17 protein-coding genes and 1 pseudogene are annotated in these 18215 nt (G+C 69.7%); 16 read left to right on the plus strand and 2 right to left on the minus strand.

All coding sequences use genetic code 11. From position 1 onward, the window contains the following. Positions 1–12: 12 nt before the first annotated feature. From AC1RLW_RS10710 to AC1RLW_RS10760, 11 genes and pseudogenes are all read left to right on the plus strand, one after another. Positions 13–453, plus strand: a complete 441-nt coding sequence (locus AC1RLW_RS10710) for a MaoC family dehydratase N-terminal domain-containing protein (protein ID WP_493193000.1) — start codon at positions 13–15, stop codon at positions 451–453. 11 nt (positions 454–464) lie between these two features. Further along, a complete protein-coding gene (locus AC1RLW_RS10715) occupies positions 465–884 on the plus strand; it encodes a MaoC family dehydratase (protein ID WP_492729551.1) in 420 nt (139 codons plus the stop codon). A gap of 26 nt (positions 885–910) precedes the next feature. Further along, positions 911–1741, plus strand: a complete 831-nt coding sequence (locus AC1RLW_RS10720; protein WP_492694887.1) for an SDR family NAD(P)-dependent oxidoreductase — start codon at positions 911–913, stop codon at positions 1739–1741. 3 nt (positions 1742–1744) lie between these two features. Next, the gene (locus tag AC1RLW_RS10725; RefSeq protein WP_492694885.1) at positions 1745–2548 is read left to right on the plus strand and encodes an enoyl-CoA hydratase/isomerase family protein; all 804 of its coding nucleotides are present in this window, start codon (positions 1745–1747) and stop codon (positions 2546–2548) included. Positions 2549–2570: 22 nt separating this feature from the next. Further along, a complete protein-coding gene (locus tag AC1RLW_RS10730; protein WP_492694884.1) occupies positions 2571–3722 on the plus strand; it encodes an acyl-CoA dehydrogenase family protein in 1152 nt (383 codons plus the stop codon). 245 nt (positions 3723–3967) lie between these two features. Continuing rightward, the gene (locus AC1RLW_RS10735) at positions 3968–4951 is read left to right on the plus strand and encodes a Bug family tripartite tricarboxylate transporter substrate binding protein (RefSeq protein WP_139705196.1); all 984 of its coding nucleotides are present in this window, start codon (positions 3968–3970) and stop codon (positions 4949–4951) included. Between the two features lie 57 nt (positions 4952–5008). Next, complete coding sequence (locus AC1RLW_RS10740) at positions 5009–7369, plus strand: arylsulfatase (RefSeq protein ID WP_493193001.1); 2361 nt, start codon at positions 5009–5011, stop codon at positions 7367–7369. A 140-nt stretch (positions 7370–7509) separates the two neighbouring features. Beyond that, positions 7510–7838: pseudogene (locus tag AC1RLW_RS10745) on the plus strand (DUF1254 domain-containing protein); the annotation flags it as partial. A 486-nt stretch (positions 7839–8324) separates the two neighbouring features. Continuing rightward, the gene (locus AC1RLW_RS10750) at positions 8325–8696 is read left to right on the plus strand and encodes a DUF1214 domain-containing protein (protein WP_493193077.1); all 372 of its coding nucleotides are present in this window, start codon (positions 8325–8327) and stop codon (positions 8694–8696) included. Between the two features lie 53 nt (positions 8697–8749). Then, positions 8750–9745 carry a Bug family tripartite tricarboxylate transporter substrate binding protein gene (locus AC1RLW_RS10755; protein ID WP_493193002.1) on the plus strand — a complete coding sequence of 332 codons (996 nt, stop codon included), beginning with the start codon at positions 8750–8752 and terminating at the stop codon, positions 9743–9745. 21 nt (positions 9746–9766) lie between these two features. Continuing rightward, complete coding sequence (locus tag AC1RLW_RS10760; RefSeq protein ID WP_493193003.1) at positions 9767–10813, plus strand: AraC family transcriptional regulator; 1047 nt, start codon at positions 9767–9769, stop codon at positions 10811–10813. Between the two features lie 4 nt (positions 10814–10817). Here AC1RLW_RS10760 and AC1RLW_RS10765 read toward each other — a convergent pair whose 3' ends face one another. Continuing rightward, complete coding sequence (locus AC1RLW_RS10765; RefSeq protein ID WP_082817968.1) at positions 10818–11546, minus strand: Crp/Fnr family transcriptional regulator; 729 nt, start codon at positions 11544–11546, stop codon at positions 10818–10820. Positions 11547–11969: 423 nt separating this feature from the next. Between AC1RLW_RS10765 and AC1RLW_RS10770 the strand changes: the two genes are divergently transcribed. From AC1RLW_RS10770 to AC1RLW_RS10785, 4 genes are all read left to right on the plus strand, one after another. Further along, positions 11970–13298, plus strand: a complete 1329-nt coding sequence (locus tag AC1RLW_RS10770; protein ID WP_493193004.1) for a porin — start codon at positions 11970–11972, stop codon at positions 13296–13298. 22 nt (positions 13299–13320) lie between these two features. Beyond that, entirely contained in the window at positions 13321–14169 is an 849-nt protein-coding gene (locus AC1RLW_RS10775; RefSeq protein WP_095744437.1) for an acid phosphatase, read from the plus strand. Positions 14170–14292: 123 nt separating this feature from the next. Further along, entirely contained in the window at positions 14293–14976 is a 684-nt protein-coding gene (locus AC1RLW_RS10780; RefSeq protein WP_492694871.1) for a hypothetical protein, read from the plus strand. A gap of 85 nt (positions 14977–15061) precedes the next feature. Further along, positions 15062–16084, plus strand: a complete 1023-nt coding sequence (locus AC1RLW_RS10785; protein ID WP_062470813.1) for a Bug family tripartite tricarboxylate transporter substrate binding protein — start codon at positions 15062–15064, stop codon at positions 16082–16084. Positions 16085–16105: 21 nt separating this feature from the next. Here AC1RLW_RS10785 and AC1RLW_RS10790 read toward each other — a convergent pair whose 3' ends face one another. Next, positions 16106–17011 (minus strand): LysR family transcriptional regulator, encoded by a 906-nt coding sequence (locus tag AC1RLW_RS10790; RefSeq protein ID WP_062470965.1) that lies wholly within the window; start codon positions 17009–17011, stop codon positions 16106–16108. Between the two features lie 187 nt (positions 17012–17198). Here AC1RLW_RS10790 and AC1RLW_RS10795 point away from each other — a divergent pair, with 187 nt between their 5' ends. Beyond that, a complete protein-coding gene (locus AC1RLW_RS10795) occupies positions 17199–18203 on the plus strand; it encodes a Bug family tripartite tricarboxylate transporter substrate binding protein (RefSeq protein ID WP_493193005.1) in 1005 nt (334 codons plus the stop codon). Positions 18204–18215 lie beyond the last annotated feature (12 nt).

Genomic DNA, 18215 nt, shown 5'->3' on the forward strand with positions numbered 1-18215 from the left:
GGAGACCCTCTGATGATCGACAAGAAATGGATCGGCCACGCGCTGCCTCCGTCGGTGCTGCCCATCGAGCGCAGCCGACTGCAGTTCTTCGCCAAGGCCATCGGCGAGACCGACCCGGTCTACACCGATGCCGCCGCCGCGCGCGATGCCGGCTACCCCGACCTGCCCGCGCCGCCCACCTTCCTGTTCGCTGCTGAACTGGACTCGGGCGCTTCGGACCAGCTGCTCACCGACCTGCAGATTCCACTGGCCAAGCTGCTGCACGGCGAGCAGAGCTTCAGCTACCACCGCCCCGCCTGCGTGGGCGACACGGTGACGGTGCGCTCCACCGTCAGCGACATCTACGACAAGAAGAACGGCGCGCTCGAATTCGTCGTGAAGACCTCGCGCGCCACCAACCAGCGCGACGAACTCGTGGCCGAGCTGCGCACGGTCATCGTCTGCCGCCACTGAAGGAACACCCCATGACCTCCCCCACCTTCGACTCCGTGCAGGTCGGCGACGAACTCCCGGCCGTGCAGTTGCCGGCCGTGAACCGCACCGCGCTCGCGCTCTTCGCGGGCGCCTCGGGCGACCACAACCCGATCCACATCGACACCGACATGGCACGCCGCTCGGGCATGCCCGACGTGTTCGCGCAGGGCATGCTGGGCATGGCCTGGCTGGGCCGCGTGCTCACGCAGTGGGCGCCGCAAAGCCGGCTGCGCCACTTCGAGGCGCGTTTCCAGGGCATCACGCACCTGGGCAACGCCATGCGCTGCAGCGGCCGCATCGTCGAGAAGACCGAGCGCAACGGCGAACGCGGCGTTCGCATCGAACTGCAGAGCACCAACCAGTTCGGCCAGACCAAGATCGTCGGCGAAGCCTTCGTGTCCCTGCCCTGACAACCCACACCTTCCGAAAGAACACCATGACAAACAAACTCGAAGGCAAGGTCGCCCTCATCACCGGTTCGGGCCGCGGCATCGGCCGCTCCATCGCGCTCAAGCTCGCCAGCGAAGGCGCACGCATCGTCGTCAACGACCTCGACGCCGAACCCGCACAAGAGGCCGTGCAGGCCATCCGCGAGGCCGGCGGCCAGGCCGTGGCCTGCGTCGGCAACGTCAACGCGACCGACTTCGCCGAGCGCTTCGTCGGCACGGCGGTGAGCGAATTCAAGGGCCTGGACATCGTCGTCAACAACGCCGGCTACACCTGGGACAACGTGATCCAGAAGATGACCGACGAGCAGTGGTACGCGATGCTCGACTGCCACCTGACGGCGCCGTTTCGCATCCTGCGCGCGGCGCAGCCGGTGATCCGCGCGCTCGGCAAGGCAGAGACCGAAGCCGGGCAGCGCGTGGTGCGCAAGGTCGTCAACATCTCGTCGATGGCGGGCCTGTTCGGCAACCCGGGCCAGACCAACTACGCGGCGGCCAAGGCCGGCATCACCGGCATGACGCAGACACTGGCCAAGGAATGGGGCCGCATGAACGTCACGGTCAACTGCGTGGCCTACGGTCTCATCAAGACCCGCCTGACCGGCAACGCCGCCGATGGCGGCACCGCCAACATCGACGGGCGCGACATCAAGGTGGGCGTGAACCCCGACCTGATGGCCGCGATGGAACGCGGCATTCCGCTGGGCCGTGGCGGCACGCCCGAAGAAGCGGCGGGCGCGGTGTACCTGCTGTGCATTCCCGAGTCCGACTACGTGAGCGGCCAGACGCTGGTGTGCAGCGGCGGCCTCACGGGGTTCTGAGCGATGACCGCCGCTGTCCGGCGCGAGGTGCATGAGGGCATCGCGACGCTCACGCTCGACCGGCCCGATGCCCTCAACGCCCTGGCGCCGCCGTTGCTCGAAGCCCTGCTGGCGGCGCTGCGCGACAGCGCGGCCGACAACCGCGTGCGCGCCATCGTGCTGACGGGCGCGGGCCGCGCCTTTTCCGGCGGGGGCGACATCGGCTACTTCGGCGACGTGCTCGCCGGCGGGCCGGCCCATGCGCAGGAAGAAATCGGGCGCGGCATGCAGGAGGTGGGCAACCCCATCACGCAGGCCATTGCCGACTGCGCCGTGCCGGTGGTGGCCGCCGTCAACGGCCCCTGCGTGGGCGCGGGCGTGGGCATTGCGCTGGCGGCCGACGTCGTGCTCGCGGCGCGCTCGGCCTACTTTTTGGTGCCCCAGGTGCCGCAACTGGGGGCCGTGCCCGACCTGGGCGCCACCTGGTCGCTGCCCCGCCTGCTCGGGCGCAGCCGCGCGCTCGGCATGGCGCTGCTCGGCGAACGCATCGACGCGGCGAAGGCCGAGCAATGGGGCCTTGTCTGGCGCTGCGTCGACGATGCCGTGCTGCTCGAGGAAGCCCGCGCGATCGCCAAGCGACTGGGCCATGCATCGGCCGCCGCCTTGCGCGATACGCGGCAGCTGATCGACGCGGCGAGCGACACCACGCTCGCGCAGCAACTGAGCGACGAATGCACGGCCCAGCGCCGGCACGTGGCCGGTGAATTTTTCAACGACGCCTGCGCGCGCTTCCTGGCCCGCGCCAAGGCCGATCGATCGACCCACTGACTGACCGACCTCGAAGAACACCATGCTTCCACAGCTGTACCGCCATCGCTGGATGGACGAAGACACCGACGCGTTCCGCGAACAGGTGCGCCGCTATATCGCGAGCGAGCTCTCGCCGCACCTGGACGGCTGGCGCCGCCAGGGCTTCATTCCGCGCGAGGCCTGGCGCCCGTTCGGACAGATGGGCTTCCTCCTGCCCGAACTCGACGAAGCCTACGGCGGCGCCGGCGCCTCGCTGGCCTGCCAGATGGTGGTGCAGGACGAGCTGGCCAAGGCCGAGTTTCCCGCGAACACGGGCGTGCACAACCTGGCGGCGCACTACATCCTCGACTACGGCACCGAGGCGCAGAAGCAGCGCTGGCTGCCGAAGCTCGCCAGCGGCGAGCTGCTGGCCGGCATCGCGCTCACCGAGCCCGGCTGCGGTTCGGACCTGAAGGCGCTGCGCACGCGCGCGCGGCGCGACGGCGACCACTACGTGATCGACGGCGCCAAGACCTTCATCACTAACGGCTTCACGGGCAACCTGCTGGTGGTGGCGGTGCGCACCGGCGAGGCGGGCAGCCGCGGCGTGTCGCTGGTCGTGCTAGAGACGGAGGGCCTGCCGGGCTTTCGCGTGGGGCGACGGCTCGAGAAACTGGGCCAGCATGCGTCGGACACCGCCGAGCTCTTCTTCGACGGCGTGCGCGTTCCGGCCGACCACCTGCTGGGCGGCAAGGAAGGCGACGGCTTCGTGCAGCTCATGAGCCAGCTTTCCTATGAGCGCCTGTTCCTGTGCGTGCCGGCCGCCGCGGTGATCGAACGCGCGGTGGAACTCACGGTGGAATACACGCAGCAGCGCAAGGCCTTCGGGCAGGCCGTGTTCGATTTCCAGAACACGCGCTTCAAGCTCGCGGAGTGCGCGACCATCGCGCACGTCGTGCGCACCTTCGTCAACGACTGCATCCAGCGCATGGTCGACGGCACGCTCGACCAGGAGGCCGCCTACATGGCCAAGCTGTGGTGCACCGAGCAACAGGGCAAGGTCCTGGACGAATGCCTGCAGCTGTTCGGAGGCTACGGCTACATGGTCGAGTACCCGATCGCACGCATGTATGCCGACGCGCGCGTGCAGCGCATCTACGGCGGCACGAGCGAGATCATGAAGGACCTGATCGCACGCAAGCTGGGCGCATGAAAGCACCCCGTCAAAGGTGCACGCGACCACGGAACGACAACGCGCCCTCGCCGGTCGGCATGCAGCCCGCCTCCGGCTGAGCCAGAGGGTATTCCCCGAGCCGGTGTCGGCGAATCTGTCGGCTGGTTGACGGAATCGATGGCCGCTGTTTCCTAGCATGGAGACGCAGTCCCTCCCTGTGTAGCAACGGGGGACGCGCCGAGAGGCGCGGGGCCTGCGTGACCCATTCCCAAGGAGACATTCCCGTGAACAGGACATTGCTGCGGCCGGCACTCACCGCATTGGCCCTTCTCGCCCTCGCCGGCACGGCCACGGCGCAAGACGGCGCCGCCTACCCGGGCAAGACGGTGACCATCGTCGTGCCCACGCCGCCCGCCGGCGGCACCGACCTCATCGCGCGGCTGTTCGCCGACGTGCTGGGCAAGGCCTTCAAGCAGAGCGTGATCGTCGACAACCGCGCCGGCGCCAACGGCATCCTGGGCGTCGACTTCGTCGCCAAGGGACCGGCCGACGGCACGCGTGTGCTGTTCACCTACGCCGCCACGATGGTGATCAACCCGGCGCTCTACAAGAAGCTGCCCTACGAGCCGCTCAAGGACTTCGCGCCCGTCGCGCAGGTGGGCCGCGGCGGCAACCTGCTGCTGGTGCGCAAGGACCTGCCGCCGAACACGCTCAAGGACTTCGTCGCCCATGCCAAGGCCCACCCCGACAAGCTGAACTACTGCTCGTGGGGCAACGGCTCGGGCGGCCACCTCACGATGGAAAGCCTGAAGAAGCAGGCCGGCATCTCGCTGCTGCACGTGCCCTACAAGGGCAGCAGCCCCTGCGTGCAGGACCTCATGGGCGGCCAGGTGGACGCCGGCTTCGCCGACATCTCCTCCACCATCGAGGTGGTGAAGGCCGGCCGGGTCAAGGCCCTGGCCTACAGCGGCCCCGACCGCCTGCCGATGCTGCCCGACGTGCCCACGATGACGCAGGCCGGGTTCCCGTTCAAGAACTACACCTGGTACGGCTTCTTCGTGCCGGCCAAGACGCCGCCCGCCGTCGTCAAGCGCCTGAACGAAGAGATCTACCGCGCGCTGCAGGACCCGGCCGTGACCCAGCGCCTGCGCGAACTCAACTTCACGGACCTGCCGCGCCCCACGCCGGAGCAGTTCAAGGAGGTCCTGCGCCAGGACCTGCAGGACTGGAGCGCCCTGGTCAAGTCCATCGGCGTCACGCTGGACTGACGCCCGATCCACCACGACGCCGGGGCCCTGCCCCCGCGCGTCCCGGAGAACATCCCCATGACACAAGAAAAATCCAACCCGTCCGCCACGCTCGGCGGCTTCAACACCCTGCCCGGCCAGGGCAGCCACCTGCCCTTCGACGCGCCGCCCAGTGCCAGCATCGCGGGGCGCAAGCTGTCGGAGTCCACGCACGAGCGGCGCAAGGCGGTGCCGCACCTGCGCGACGACGCACCGAACGTGCTGATCGTGATGCTCGACGACGCCGGCTTCGCGCACCCCGACACCTTCGGCGGCGAGATCCACACGCCCACGCTGACGCGGCTGGCCGGCAGCGGCATCACCTACAACGCCTTCCACAACTGCGGCGTGTGCTCGCCCACGCGCGCGTCGCTGCTGACGGGGCGCAACGCGCACCGCGTGGGCTACGGCCACATCTCCGAGTACGCCACCGACTGGGACGGCTACGTGGGCGTCATTCCCAAGAGCGCCGGCACGATGGCCGAGGTGCTCGGGGCCTGGGGCTACAACACGGCCGCGTTCGGCAAGTGGCACAACACGCCGGCCAACCTGACCACGCAGATGGGCCCCTTCGACCGCTGGCCCACCGGCCACGGCTTCAACCACTTCTACGGCTTCCTGGGCGGCGAGAGCTCGCAGTACGAGCCGCGCCTGGTCGAGAACACCACGCTCATCGAGCCGCCGCGCGACGAGGGCTACCACCTGAGCGAGGACATGGCCGACAAGGCCTGCGGCTGGCTGCGCCGCCACCGCGCCATCACGCCAGACAAGCCCTTCCTGATGTACTGGGCGCCCGGCGCGGTGCACGGCCCGCACCACGTCTTCAAGGAATGGACCGAAAAGTACAAGGGCAAGTTCGACGACGGCTGGGACGCCTACCGCGAACGCGCCTTCGCGCGCCAGAAGGAAATGGGCTGGATCCCCGAGACCGCCGAGCTCACGCCCCGGCCCGAGACGCTCGCCAGCTGGGACAGCATTCCCGAGGCCGAGCGCCCGTTCCAGCGCCGCCTGATGGAGGTCTACGCGGGCTTCCTGGAGCACACCGATGCGCAGATCGGCAAGGTCGTCGACGAACTGGAGCAGCTCGGGCTGCGCGACAACACGCTGGTGTTCTTCGTGTTCAGCGACAACGGCGGCAGCGCCGAAGGACAGAACGGCACCGTGGTCGAGCTGCTGGCGCAGAACCGCATCTCCACCAAGATCTCGCAGCACCTCGAGCTGCTGGAAGGCCTGGGCGGCCTCGACGCACTGGGTGGCCGCAAGACCGACAACATGTACCACGCCGGCTGGGCCTGGGCCGGCTCCACGCCGTTCCAGAGCACCAAGCTGATCGCCGCGCACTTCGGCGGCACGCGCACGCCGCTGGTCGTGTCGTGGCCGCGCGGCATCCAGCCCGACACCACGCCACGCTCGCAGTTCCACCACGTCAACGACATCGCGCCCACGCTCTACGACATATTGGGCATCACGCCCCCGGTCGAGCTCAACGGCGTGCGGCAGGATTTGCTGGACGGCATCTCGATGGCCTACACCTTCGCCCATCCGCAGGCCGAGGGCCGCAAGGGCGTGCAGTACTTCGAGGTGGCGGGCAGCCGCATGGTGCACCACGACGGCTGGACCGCGGGCGTCTTCGGCCCGCGCATTCCCTGGGTCGCGGGCGCCGCGCCCGGGCTGGCCACCTGGGACCCGGACAACGACGTCTGGGAGCTGTACCACGTCGCGAAGGACTACGCGCAGGCGCACGACCTGGCGCAGGCGCAGCCGACCAAGCTGGCGCAGATGAAGGAGATGTTCGCCGTGCAGGCGGGCATCAACCACGTCTATCCGCTGGGCGCGATCTACCACCTGACGCTGAAGCCGCAGCACCGCATCTCACCGCGGCATACCTCGTGGCACTTCAGCGGCGACATCACGCGCATTCCGGAGAACTGCGCGCCCAACATCAAGACGCGCAGCCACACGGCCACCGTCGATGCCACGCTGGGCGAGCGCGCGAGCGGCGTGCTGTTCGCGCTGGGCGGCTTCAACGGCGGCATCTGCCTGTACCTGGACGACGGCCACCTGGCCTACGAATACAACATGCTCGGCATGTACCGCTTCAAGGCGCGCTCGCCCGAACGCATCGCCGCCGGACGCCATGCGATCGAGGTCGAGTTCACGATGAGCGAAGGCGTGGCGCCCCAGCGGCCCGCGCGCGCCGTGCTGCGCGTCGACGGCGTGCAGGTGGCGGCCTGCGACATCGGCGTCACCGTGACGGCCATCTTCTCGGCCTGCGAGACCTTCGACGTCGGCTGCGACCTGGGCTCGCCGGTGGCGGCCGAGTACTTCGACCGTGCGCCGTTCGGCTTCGACGGGCGCATCCACGACGTCTGGCTGCGCTATGCGGAGGCCCAGTCGTGAGCACGTTGATCACTGAAGCAGACGCCTACGCCATCGGCATCGAGGCCTACACCTATGCCTATCCGATGGTGGTGATGGAGCTGACGCGCCGCGTGGCCACCAACGTCGCGCAGCCCGACGGCGCGCGCGTGCGCGGGCCGATGAACCGCTTCGTGCACGTGCCCACCTACCCCGACGCCGGCTTCAAGGACGTGGTGCGTCCCAACGCCGACACGCTGTACTCCAACATCTGGTACGACGTCGCGACGAGCCGCTGGTGCTGACGCTGCCGGACATGGGCGAGCGCTACCACGTCATTCCGTTCTACGACCTGTGGACCGACGTGTTCGCCACGCTGGGCACGCGCACCAACGGCAACGGCGGCGGCCACTTCGCGCTCGTCGGCCCGCGCTGGCAAGGCACGCTGCCCGAGGGCGTGCGCGCCATCGTGAGCCCCACGGACGTGGGCTGGATCGTGGGGCGCATCCAGACCAACGGCGCGGCCGACTACGCCCACGTGCACACGCTGCAGGCCGGCTTCGAGGCCGTGCCGCTGTCCGCTTGGGGCCAGCCCCATGACCCACCCGCCGGCCACGTCGATGCAGCGCTGGACATGCGCCCGCCCGTCGAGCAGGTGGCCGCACTCGGCGCCGGCGCCTTCTTCGCGCTCTTCGCCGAACTGCTCCGGCGCAACCCGCCGCATGCCACCGACGGTGCACTGCTGCTGCGCATGGAGCGCATCGGCCTGGTCCCCGGCCGCGGCTTCGCACTGGCCGAAGCACCCGAGGTGGTGCAACGTGCCCTCGAGCGTGCCGCGCCCGATGCCTACCGGCGCATGCTCGAGCGCGCGCCGGCGATGCGCATGGTGCGCAACGGCTGGAGCCTCGGCAGCAACGTGGGCGTCTACGGCAACGACTACCTGGCGCGCGCCTTCGTCGCCTACGCCGGCCTGGGCGCCCTGCCGCGCGAAGAGGCGATGTACCCGCGCTCGGTCTGCGACAGCGAGGGCCAGCCGCTGTCGGGCACTGCGCGCTACGTGCTGCACTTCGACGCGCACGAGCTGCCGCCGGCCGATGCGTTCTGGTCGCTGACGCTGTACGGCCCCGACCAGTTCTTCGTCGACAACGCGCTGAACCGCTACGCCATCGGCGACCGCGACGCGCTCGCCTTCAACGCCGACGGTTCGCTGGACCTGTACATCCAGCACGCGTCGCCGGGCCCGGCCAAGGCCCCGAACTGGCTGCCCGCGCCCGCCGGCCCCTTCAGCATGAACCTGCGCCTGTACGTGCCGCAGGCGTCGGTGCTCGACGGGCGCTGGGCACCGCCTGCGCTGAAGCGCCTGCCCTGACCGAACCGACCGCATCGTTCCCCACCGTCCCCACCCGAAAGGCACTCACCTTCATGAACCGTTTCAGCTACCGCGCACTGCGCGCGCCCGGCCTGTGCATCGTCGGGCTCCACCTCGCGGCCGGCGCCGCCCTGGCACAGGCCGACTACCCGAGCAAGCCGATCCGCATCATCGTCCAGTACCAGGCCGGCGGCTCGGCCGACGCGCTCGCGCGGCTGGTGGGCGACGGGCTCGCCAAGCGGCTGAAGCAGCCCGTGCTGGTGGAGAACCGCAGCGGCGCCGGCGGCATCATCGGCACCGACTACGTGGCCAAGAGCGCGCCCGACGGCTACACGGTGCTGCTGTCGGTGCCGGGCCCGATCGCGGCGAACCTGGCGCTGTACAAGAAGCTGCCCTACGACCCGCGCACCGACCTGCGCCACGTGTCGGACATCGCGAGCACGCGCACCATCATGGTCGTGCATCCTTCCGTGCCGGCGCAGGATTTCAGGAGCCTCGTCGAGGCCGTGCGCAAGGCGCCCGGCAAGTACGCGATGGGCTCCTGGGGCCCCGGCGTGCAGCCGCACCAGATGCAGGTCTTCATGGACAAGACCTACGGCACCCAGACCCTGCACGTGGCCTACAAGGGTGAGAGCCCGATGGCGGTCGACCTGCTCAGCGGCGTGATCCAGATGACCGTGGGTTCCATCAGCACCTTCCAGCCCTACGTCGCGACCGGCAAGCTGCGCGCCATCGCCGTGCCCGGCGCGCAGCGCGCCAAGGCCGCCCCCACGGTGCCGACCTTCGCCGAGCAGGGCTACAAGGACGACATGTTCATGCTCATGGCGCCGACCTCGCTGCTGGTGCCGGCCAAGACGCCCGACGCCATCGTCGAGAAGCTCAGCCGCGAAGTCGCAGCCGTGGTGAAGCAGCCCGAGGTGCAGCGCCGCATCGAGGACATGGGCGCCGAGCCCATCGGCAACACGCCGGCCGAAGCCACGGCGGCCTACAAGGCGTTCCTGCCCGTGTCGCTGAAGCTCACGCGGGCCACGGGCGTCACGCTGGACTGATTGCGCCGCCGGCCGAGACCCGTGCATCACCCGCCTCCCGATTTCGAACCCCGGGTGTACACCCCGCAGCGCATCGCCGCAGTCGTCGCCACGCTGGCCTCGGACGGCATCCCCGCCGCACAGGCATTGGCCGGCAGCGACCTCGACGAGGCCGCGCTGCGCGCGCCCGGCACGCGCGTGTCGTATGCGCAGACGGTGACCGTGCTGCGCAATGCGCTCGCGCTGGCACGCAACCCGACGGTGGCGCTGCGCGCCGGCGCGCGCATGCACCTCACGGCCTACGGCATGTGGGGCTACGCATTGCAGAGCAGCCCCACCTTCAGCGCGTTGATCGAGTTCGCCATCACGTACCGCCGCGCCATCGGGCCGCTGGCCGACATGCACCACGACCCCGCGCGCGCGCCCGGCACCTGCAGCTTCGAGGTGCTGGTGTCGCCCGACCCGCGCGACCCGCTCTACCGCTTTGCGCTGGCCTTCACCTTTGCGGCCCACCTGACACTGGCGCGCGACCTGTACGGCGACGGCTTCGGCTTCACGAGCCTGCGCCTGGCCTGCCCCGCGCCCGAACATGGCGCGGGCGTCTGGGAGGCGTGGTTCCAGTGCCCCGTGCAGTTCGACCAGCCCGACAACGCGCTGCAGTTCGACGAGGCCTGGTGCACGCGCGCGCCGCGCCTGCACGATCCGCTCACGCACGCCATGGCCAGCGAGAGCTGCCAGCAGTTCGTGGCCGGGCTGGCGCATGCCGGCGGCATCGCCGCGGCGGTGCGCCGCACGCTGGTGGAGCAGATGCCGTGGCGTTTTCCGAGCATCGAGTCGATGGCCCGCACGCTCGCGCTGGAGCCGCGCACGCTGCGGCGGCGGCTCGCGACGCACGGCACCACGTACCGGTCGATCCTCAACGAGGTGCGCCTGCGGCTGGCCATCGAGTACCTGCGCAAGACCCGCATGACCACCGAGGAGATCGCGGAGCGCCTGGGCTACAGCGAGGCCGCGAACTTCCGGCATGCCTTCGTGCGCTGGACCGGCACCAGCCCGCACGCCTACCGCCTGACGTGCGCGCCGTACTGACGGCTCAGTCTTCCGCGGCGATGCGGTGCAGTCGGGGCAGGTCGACCACGGTGACCAGGCGGTAGCCCTCGTTGCAGCCGAGCACGCCCTCGTCCTTGAACTGCGCCAGTTCCTTGCCGACGGTCTGGCGCGACACGCCCAGCATGTTCGCCAGGTCGGTCTGCGACACGCGCAGCTCGGTGTCGCACGGCGCGCCGCTCGCGTCCCCGTAGCGATACACCATGTTGAGCAGCGTGATCGCCGTGCGCCGACGCACCGAGCCCAGCACCTGGTCCTGCAGGATCTCGGCACTCATGCGATAGCGCCGCAGCATGGTCTGGGCGATGCTGCGCCACAGCACCGGCTCCGCATCGAGGATGCGCCGCATGGCGGCACCGGGGATGTGGATGATGTGCGAATCGGCGCGCGCATCGAAGGCGAAGATGGGCTGCATGTCGTCGATGAGATGCACCATGCGCGTGATCTGGCCGGCCCCGAGCACCGAGAGGATGTACTTGTCGCCGGCCGCGTTGGTGGCCGCGATCTCGATCGAGCCCGACACGATCACGAACACCTCCCGCTGGTGGTTGCCGCGACTCACGAGCGGCGTGCGGCGCCGGTAGTGCCTGGCGCGCGCGGCGTTCGCCAACTCGCGCAGCCGGTCTTTCGGCCAATCGAGAAACACCGCGCACGTGCTCAGCCCGTGCTCGATCTCTTCCCTTGTGCTCTGCGATACGGGTTGCGGGTATTCCATGGGATGACTCAGCAAAAACTGTTGCCTGGTTGACGGATTCGAAGAGCAGCGATTCCTATCATAGGACTGGCCAATCAAAGAACAACGAGGAACTCCCTAAGTGAGACATGCACGTTCCCTGCCTGCACGCCTGACGCTGTTTCGCAGCACCGCGGCGCGTTCGTTGATCCGGCTTCTTGCGTCGCCCATGCGACGCAACGCGCGAACGACGAGACCCCTGCGCAGCATGCGCGGCTCGCGCGACGCGATGCGAATGCCGTGATGCGCGGCCACACGCCCTGCGCGCGCGGCTAGAGGCCGCACCCCTTTTTCCCGAAGTCCCCGAAGGGCATCCGCCCTTCGGAACACCCGAGCCCTGGAACGCAGCGATGCGCACCAGCGGACTCGTTCATCCCTGAAGAAGCAAGCAAAGCAAGACCTGCCATGAAACATCACTCCCTCGCCGCACTGGCCCTTCTCGCGACTGCCGGCACCGCATCGGCGCAATCGTCCGTCACGGTGTTCGGCATCGTCGACGTCGGCATCAGCCGCTACACGTCCAAGAGCACGTACCACAGCCCCAACCCCTTCGCGCTGCCGCCGGCGAACGCCGCGGGCGGCAGTGCGAAGACGAGCCAGACCGCGCTGTCGAACTCGGGCTATGCGGGCAGCCGCATCGGCTTTCGCGGCACGGAAGACCTGGGTGGCGGCCTGGCGGCGAGCTTCTGGCTGGAGTCGGGCATCACCAACGACGACGGCGCCAAGGGCATCACCAACTTCAACCGCCGCTCGACGATGAGCCTGTCGGGTCCGTTCGGCGAACTGCGCCTGGGCCGCGACTACGCCGCGACCTTCTGGAACGACACCGTCTTCGATCCCTTCGGCACCAACGGCGTGGGCACCAACCTCATCGCCAACATCAACAGCCGCATCGCCGCCATCGCCGGCCCCGGCTCCGTGGTGGCCGCGACCGACAACTACATCCGCACCGGCAACTCGATCGGCTACTTCCTGCCGCCGAACCTGGGCGGCGTCTACGGCCAGCTGCAGTACACGCTGCACGAGAACACCAAGCGCAGCGACCAAATCGGCACGCCGTCGGCCAAGGGCCGCTACGTGGGCGGTCGCCTGGGCTATGCCAGCGGGCCGCTCGACATGGCCATCGCCTACGGCCAGAGCACGGCCGCCGACAGCACCACGCTCAACGCGCTGGGCATCGTGACCGCCACGCAGGAGCGCAAGATCAACGCGCTGAACCTGGGCGCGTCGTACAACTTCGGCCCCGCCAAGCTGTTCGCCGAGGTCTCGCGCGTGCAGGACAAGAACGAGACGGGCACGCTGCAGAACCTGCCGGGCCTGACGGTTCCGTTCATGAACACCACGACGCGCAAGGACAAGTACAACGGCTACATGCTGGGCGTGACCGTGCCCGTGGGCCCGGGCCTCATCCGCGCGTCGTACGCGTCGGTGAAGTACAAGAACGGCGCGCCCGCTGCCACCGACCTCAACAGCCTGCTGTGGGGCCTGAACGGCAACCGCGACACCACGGCCAACCAGATCTCGCTGGGCTACGTGCACAACCTGTCCAAGCGCACCGCGCTGTACGCCTCGGTGTCGCGCATCCGCATCAAGGACGGCTGGAACAACCCCGGCGTGATGGGCGCCATCACCGGCGGCTCGGCCGCCTACCTCACGGGCGGCACCGCGCAGGCCGCGGGCTGGGCGCCGCGCTCGTCGGTGGGCTACGACTTCGGCATCCGCCACGCGTTCTGAGCGCATGCGAAAGGAGGTACCCATGGCTTTGAAACACCTGTCGCCGCTGCTCGTCGCGGCCCTGCTCGCGGGCGGATGCGCGACGCCGCCCGCGCCGACCACCTCGCCGGCCGACGTCGGCGAAACACGCCCGGGGTCGGGCTATCTCAAGGGCTACCTGGCCTCGGCCGAGATGCCCGACAGCCTGGCGCTGCTGCCACCGCCGCCCGAGGCGAACTCGGCCGCGCTGGCGGCCGACGTCGCCGCGTTCCGCAGCCTCACCGCGCTGCAGGGTTCGCCGCGCGGCGCGCTCGCGGTGCGCGATGCCAACCTGCGCTTTCCGGAGGCGGCCTCCACCTTCTCCTGCGCGCTGGGCGTGCGCATCTCGGAGCAGCAGACGCCGCACCTGAACATGCTGCTGCGGCGCACGCTGGCCGATGCGGGCGGCGCCACCTACAAGGCCAAGGAGAAGTACCAGCGCACGCGGCCCTTCGTGGCACTGAAGGCCGCCAGCTGCACGCCCAAGGAAGAAGCGCACTTGGCCAAGGACGGCTCCTACCCCTCCGGGCACTCGGCGCTGGGCTGGGCCTGGGCCCTGGTACTGACGGAGCTCGCACCGGAGCGCGCGGACGCGCTGCTGCAGCGCGGCCGCGCCTTCGCGCAAAGCCGCGGCATCTGCGGCGTGCACTGGCGCAGCGACATCGAGGCGGGACGCCTGATCGGCGCGGCCACCGTGGGCCGGCTGCACGCCAACCCGGTGTTCACGGCGCAGATGAGCGCGGCGAAGAACGAGATCGCGCAGGCACGCAGCCGCCCGGACAGCGCCCCGCCCGCGGCCGACTGCGCGGCCGAGGCGAATGCGATCGCGGGTTCCGCGGCGCTGACGCCCTGAGCACGCGCCGCACCCCCTCGACCACCTCGCCCACGGCCAGCGTGTCTGCGGGTTGTCGAGGGGAACGCTGCGTGTGCGAAGCGGGTAGCCTCGCCAACTCCAACCACTCCAAGGAGACCTCGCATGCGCCATCGTTCCGTTCTGTCATGGGGTGCCGCGGCCTCGGCGGTCGCGCTCCTCGCTGCATGCGGCGCCATGTCTTCGGGCAAGGACGCTAACCCGATGAGCTTCTTCATCACGAGTGCCAATCCCGGCAAGGGCGGCGACCTCGGCGGCCTGGCCGGCGCGGACCGCCAGTGCCAGGCGCTGGCCGCGAGCGCCGGTGCGGGCGGCAAGACCTGGCGCGCCTACCTGAGCGCCACCGAAGCGGGCGGCCAGCCGGCCGTCAACGCACGCGACCGCATCGGAGCGGGGCCGTGGCGCAACGCCAAGGGCGTGGTCGTGGCCACCAGCGTGGCCGACCTGCACAGCCCGAACGCAAAGCTCGGCAAGGACACCTCGCTGACCGAAAAGGGCGAGGTGGTCTCGGGCTTCGGCGACCCGGTCAACCGGCACGACATCCTCACCGGCTCGCGCCCCGACGGCACGCTCGCACCGGCCGCCGCCGGCAAGGACACCACCTGCGGCAACTGGACGCGCAGCGTCGACGGCTCGGCCATCGTCGGCCACCACGACAAGAAGGGCACCAACCCCGACCCGGTCGCCAACGCCTCGTGGAACGCGTCGCACGGCACGCGGGGCTGCAGCGTCGACCAGCTCAAGCAAAGCGGCAGTGCCGGCCTGATGTACTGCTTCGCCGTGAACTGAGCCCGCAGGGCGGCGCCCCGGCCCGTGCGCCGATCCACGGGCGGGCGCGCTGCGATGTGCCACAGACGACCCATCGGAGGACTTCATGATCCAAGCCACCCAGCCCCTTCGTGCAGCGCCGCGGCGCCTGCTTCTTTGCCTGGGTGCCGCGGCACTCGGCCTGGGCGCCTTCGGGGCAAGCCCCGCGTGGGCACAGACGGCCTGGCCCAGCAAATCGGTCACGCTGCTGATCGGCTTCCCACCCGGCGGGCAGACCGACTTCGCCGGCCGCGTGTTGACGAACGGCATGCAGGGCGCGCTCGGCCAGCCCGTGGTCATCGACAACAAGGCCGGCGTGAACGGCAACATCGCGTCCGTCGAACTGATGAAGGCGCCACCGGACGGCCACAAGCTGCTGGTGGGCAACGGCTCGATGACGATCATGCCGCACGTGTACACCAAGCTCGGCATCGTCGATCCGCAAAAGATGACACCCATCGGCATCATGCTGCAGTCGCCGCTGGTGCTGGTGGTGCCCGCCACGTCGCCGATCAAGACCTACGCGCAGTTCGCCGAAGAGGTGAAGTCGCGTGCCAAGAGCGGCAAGGGCATCGACTACGGAACGGGGGGCGCAGGCTCGCTGATCCACGTCACCATGGAACTGCTGCGCGAGCGCCTGGGCAACCCGGCGATGAACCATGTGCCCTACAAGGGCAGCAGCCCGGCGATGGTCGACCTGATGGCCGGGCGCCTCGACGCCATGTTCGACGCGACCTCCGTCGTCGCGCCGTTCGTGAAGTCGGGTCAGCTGCGGCCCCTGCTGGTGACCAGCGACAAGCGTTCGCCGATGCTGCCGAATGTGCCCACCGCCGCGGAAAGCGGCATCAAGGACTTCAGCATCATCTCCTTCATCGGCCTGTACGGGCCGCCCGGGTTGAGTCCCGAGGTCGTGAAGAAGGCCAACAGCGCGATGAACGCGGCACTGAAGGAGCCGACCGTGGTCAAGAGCATCGTCGATCGCGGGGACGAGCCCGGTGGCGGCTCGCCCGAGCAGCTCGGCGCGATGACGCGCGACCAGTACAAGATGTGGGGCGCCGTCGTGAAGGCGAACAACATCACGGCCGACTGAGCTTCGGCCCCGCGCCGCGCATCAGGCGCTGAGCACTTCGCGCAAGTGCTCGACGAAAGCGCGCGCCGCATCGGGCAGGCGCCGGCCGGCCATGCTCTGCACCTCGAAATGCCGCTCGTTCATCTCGCGGTCGCGCAAGGCGCGCGCCACGATCGTGCCGTTCTCGAGCTGCTGGCGCAGCGCGAGCTCGCCGCAGAAGGTCACGGCCTGGCCGTGCGCCGCGTAGTGCACCAGCGGGTAGAGGTGATCGCTGGTCAGTGCCGCCTCGAGCGGCAGGCGCTGGCGGGCGCAGCTGATGTTGAGCAGCTGGCGCAGCGTCGACGTGGGCGCCGGCAGCGCGAGCGGGTAATGGACCACCTGCGCCAGCGACACCTGCCGCCGCTCGGCCAGCGGATGCGAAGGCGCCATGACCGCGCACACGGGCGAGGGATGCCGGATCTCGACGTCCAGGCCGTGCTCCGAGCCCAGGCTCACCGTCACGCCGAGGTCGACCAGGCCTTCGCGCACGCGGCGCGCCACTTCGCGCTGCACGCACATGTCGAGCGAGAAGCGGATGCCGGGACAGCGCGCCTGGAACGCAGCCACCAGGGCCGGCAGGAACTCGTAGGCGAAGCCCTCGGTCGCGGCCACGCGCACCTCGCCCTTGCGCAGGCCGCGCAGCGCGAGGATGTCGTCGGTCACGCGCTCGATGTCGAGCCAGGCCCGGCGCGCATGCGCCGCCAGCAGCTCGCCGGCTGAGTTGAGCGCCATGCCGCGGGCGCGGCGCTCGAACAGGAGGGTGTCGAGTTCGCGCTCGATCCGGCCGATCTGGCGGCTCACGGCCGACGGCGCCACGTTCAGCCGCACGGCCGCCTCGGTGACCGAGCCGACGCGCGCCACCTCCAGGAAGTAGCGCATCGACTCCTCCTGGAGCACGCGCTGGTTGATCGGGCGTTCGGTGCGCGCCCCGGTGCGAGCCGGGGCGGGAGACTTGGAAGTGGGAGGTTTCATCGGCGTGGTTTGCGTTGCGCCTGCAGCAACGCAACCTTCCAATCATTGTGCTTGCTACACCGCAGGGCGTGCCCCAGCATTTCCCCTCCCCCTCTTCTCTTCGCTCTACGGAAGGACTCTGTCAATGAACGCTCCCCGTTCGCAAGCGCCGCAGCGGCGCTGGTGCTGTGCCGTCCTCGCGGGCCTGGCCGCCTGCCTCGGCATGGCCCTGCCCGCGCAGGCGCAACCGGCCTACCCGACGCGCCCCGTCACGCTGGTGGTGCCGTACCCGCCCGGCGGCAGCGCGGACACGGTGGGACGCCTGGTCGGCCAGCGCCTGTCGGAGGAACTGGGGCAGCCGGTGCTCATCGACAACCGCCCCGGTGCCGGCACGGCGGTCGGCGCCGCGTTCGTGGCCAAGGCATCGCCCGACGGCTACACGCTGCTGCTCGGCTCGGGCTCGACCCTCACCATGAACCCGGCCATCCGCCCGAACCTGCCCTACGACGCCCTCGGCAGCTTCGAGCCGGTCGCGATCGTCGCGCGCATTCCGCTGATCCTGCTGGCCAACAAGAACGTGCCCATCGGCAACGTCAAGGAGTTCGCCAGCGCGGTGCGCGCAGCGCCCGACAAGTACTCGTACGCCTCTTTCGGCACGGGCACGTCCTCGCACTTCACCGGCGAGATCATCCTGCAGGCGGTGGGCGCGAAGATCATGCACGTGCCCTACCGGGGCAGCGCGCCGGCCATGACGGACCTGATCGGCGGCCAGGTGCCGTTCTCGGTGGACACCGTCACCGCCGCCATTCCGCAGCTCAAGGGCGGCAAGGTCAAGGCGATCGCCGTGACCACCCGGCAGCGCTCCTCGCAGTTGCCGCAGGTCCCGACCTTTGCCGAGGCGGGCTACCCCGAGGTCGATGCCGACACCTGGATCATGGTCGTCGCGCCCAAGGGCACCCCCGCGCCGGTGCGCGAGCGGCTGGAGAAGACACTCGCCAAGATCGTCGCCACGCCCCAGGCCCAGGCGGCCCTGCAGGCCCAGGGCGCGGAGCCGGCCTTCGCCGGCGCCGCCGCCTCGCTCGCGCAGATCGAACGCGAACTTCCGCTCATGCGCGCCGTCGCCCGGCGCGCCAACATCCAGGCCGACTGAGTGCGGCACATT

It is taken from the genome of Variovorax sp. GW822-FHT04A09, assembly GCF_058801005.1.

Excerpts from the sequence above, each read along its gene's own strand:
- AC1RLW_RS10710 (WP_493193000.1), top strand. The coding sequence starts at position 13 with ATGATCGACAAGAAATGGATCGGCCACGCGCTGCCTCCGTCGGTGCTG.
- AC1RLW_RS10715 (WP_492729551.1), top strand. The coding sequence starts at position 465 with ATGACCTCCCCCACCTTCGACTCCGTGCAGGTCGGCGACGAACTCCCG.
- AC1RLW_RS10720 (WP_492694887.1), top strand. The coding sequence starts at position 911 with ATGACAAACAAACTCGAAGGCAAGGTCGCCCTCATCACCGGTTCGGGC.
- AC1RLW_RS10725 (WP_492694885.1), top strand. The coding sequence starts at position 1,745 with ATGACCGCCGCTGTCCGGCGCGAGGTGCATGAGGGCATCGCGACGCTC.
- AC1RLW_RS10730 (WP_492694884.1), top strand. The coding sequence starts at position 2,571 with ATGCTTCCACAGCTGTACCGCCATCGCTGGATGGACGAAGACACCGAC.
- AC1RLW_RS10740 (WP_493193001.1), top strand. The coding sequence starts at position 5,009 with ATGACACAAGAAAAATCCAACCCGTCCGCCACGCTCGGCGGCTTCAAC.
- AC1RLW_RS10750 (WP_493193077.1), top strand. The coding sequence starts at position 8,325 with ATGTACCCGCGCTCGGTCTGCGACAGCGAGGGCCAGCCGCTGTCGGGC.
- AC1RLW_RS10755 (WP_493193002.1), top strand. The coding sequence starts at position 8,750 with ATGAACCGTTTCAGCTACCGCGCACTGCGCGCGCCCGGCCTGTGCATC.
- AC1RLW_RS10765 (WP_082817968.1), bottom strand. The coding sequence starts at position 11,546 with ATGGAATACCCGCAACCCGTATCGCAGAGCACAAGGGAAGAGATCGAG.
- AC1RLW_RS10770 (WP_493193004.1), top strand. The coding sequence starts at position 11,970 with ATGAAACATCACTCCCTCGCCGCACTGGCCCTTCTCGCGACTGCCGGC.
- AC1RLW_RS10775 (WP_095744437.1), top strand. The coding sequence starts at position 13,321 with ATGGCTTTGAAACACCTGTCGCCGCTGCTCGTCGCGGCCCTGCTCGCG.
- AC1RLW_RS10780 (WP_492694871.1), top strand. The coding sequence starts at position 14,293 with ATGCGCCATCGTTCCGTTCTGTCATGGGGTGCCGCGGCCTCGGCGGTC.
- AC1RLW_RS10785 (WP_062470813.1), top strand. The coding sequence starts at position 15,062 with ATGATCCAAGCCACCCAGCCCCTTCGTGCAGCGCCGCGGCGCCTGCTT.
- AC1RLW_RS10795 (WP_493193005.1), top strand. The coding sequence starts at position 17,199 with ATGAACGCTCCCCGTTCGCAAGCGCCGCAGCGGCGCTGGTGCTGTGCC.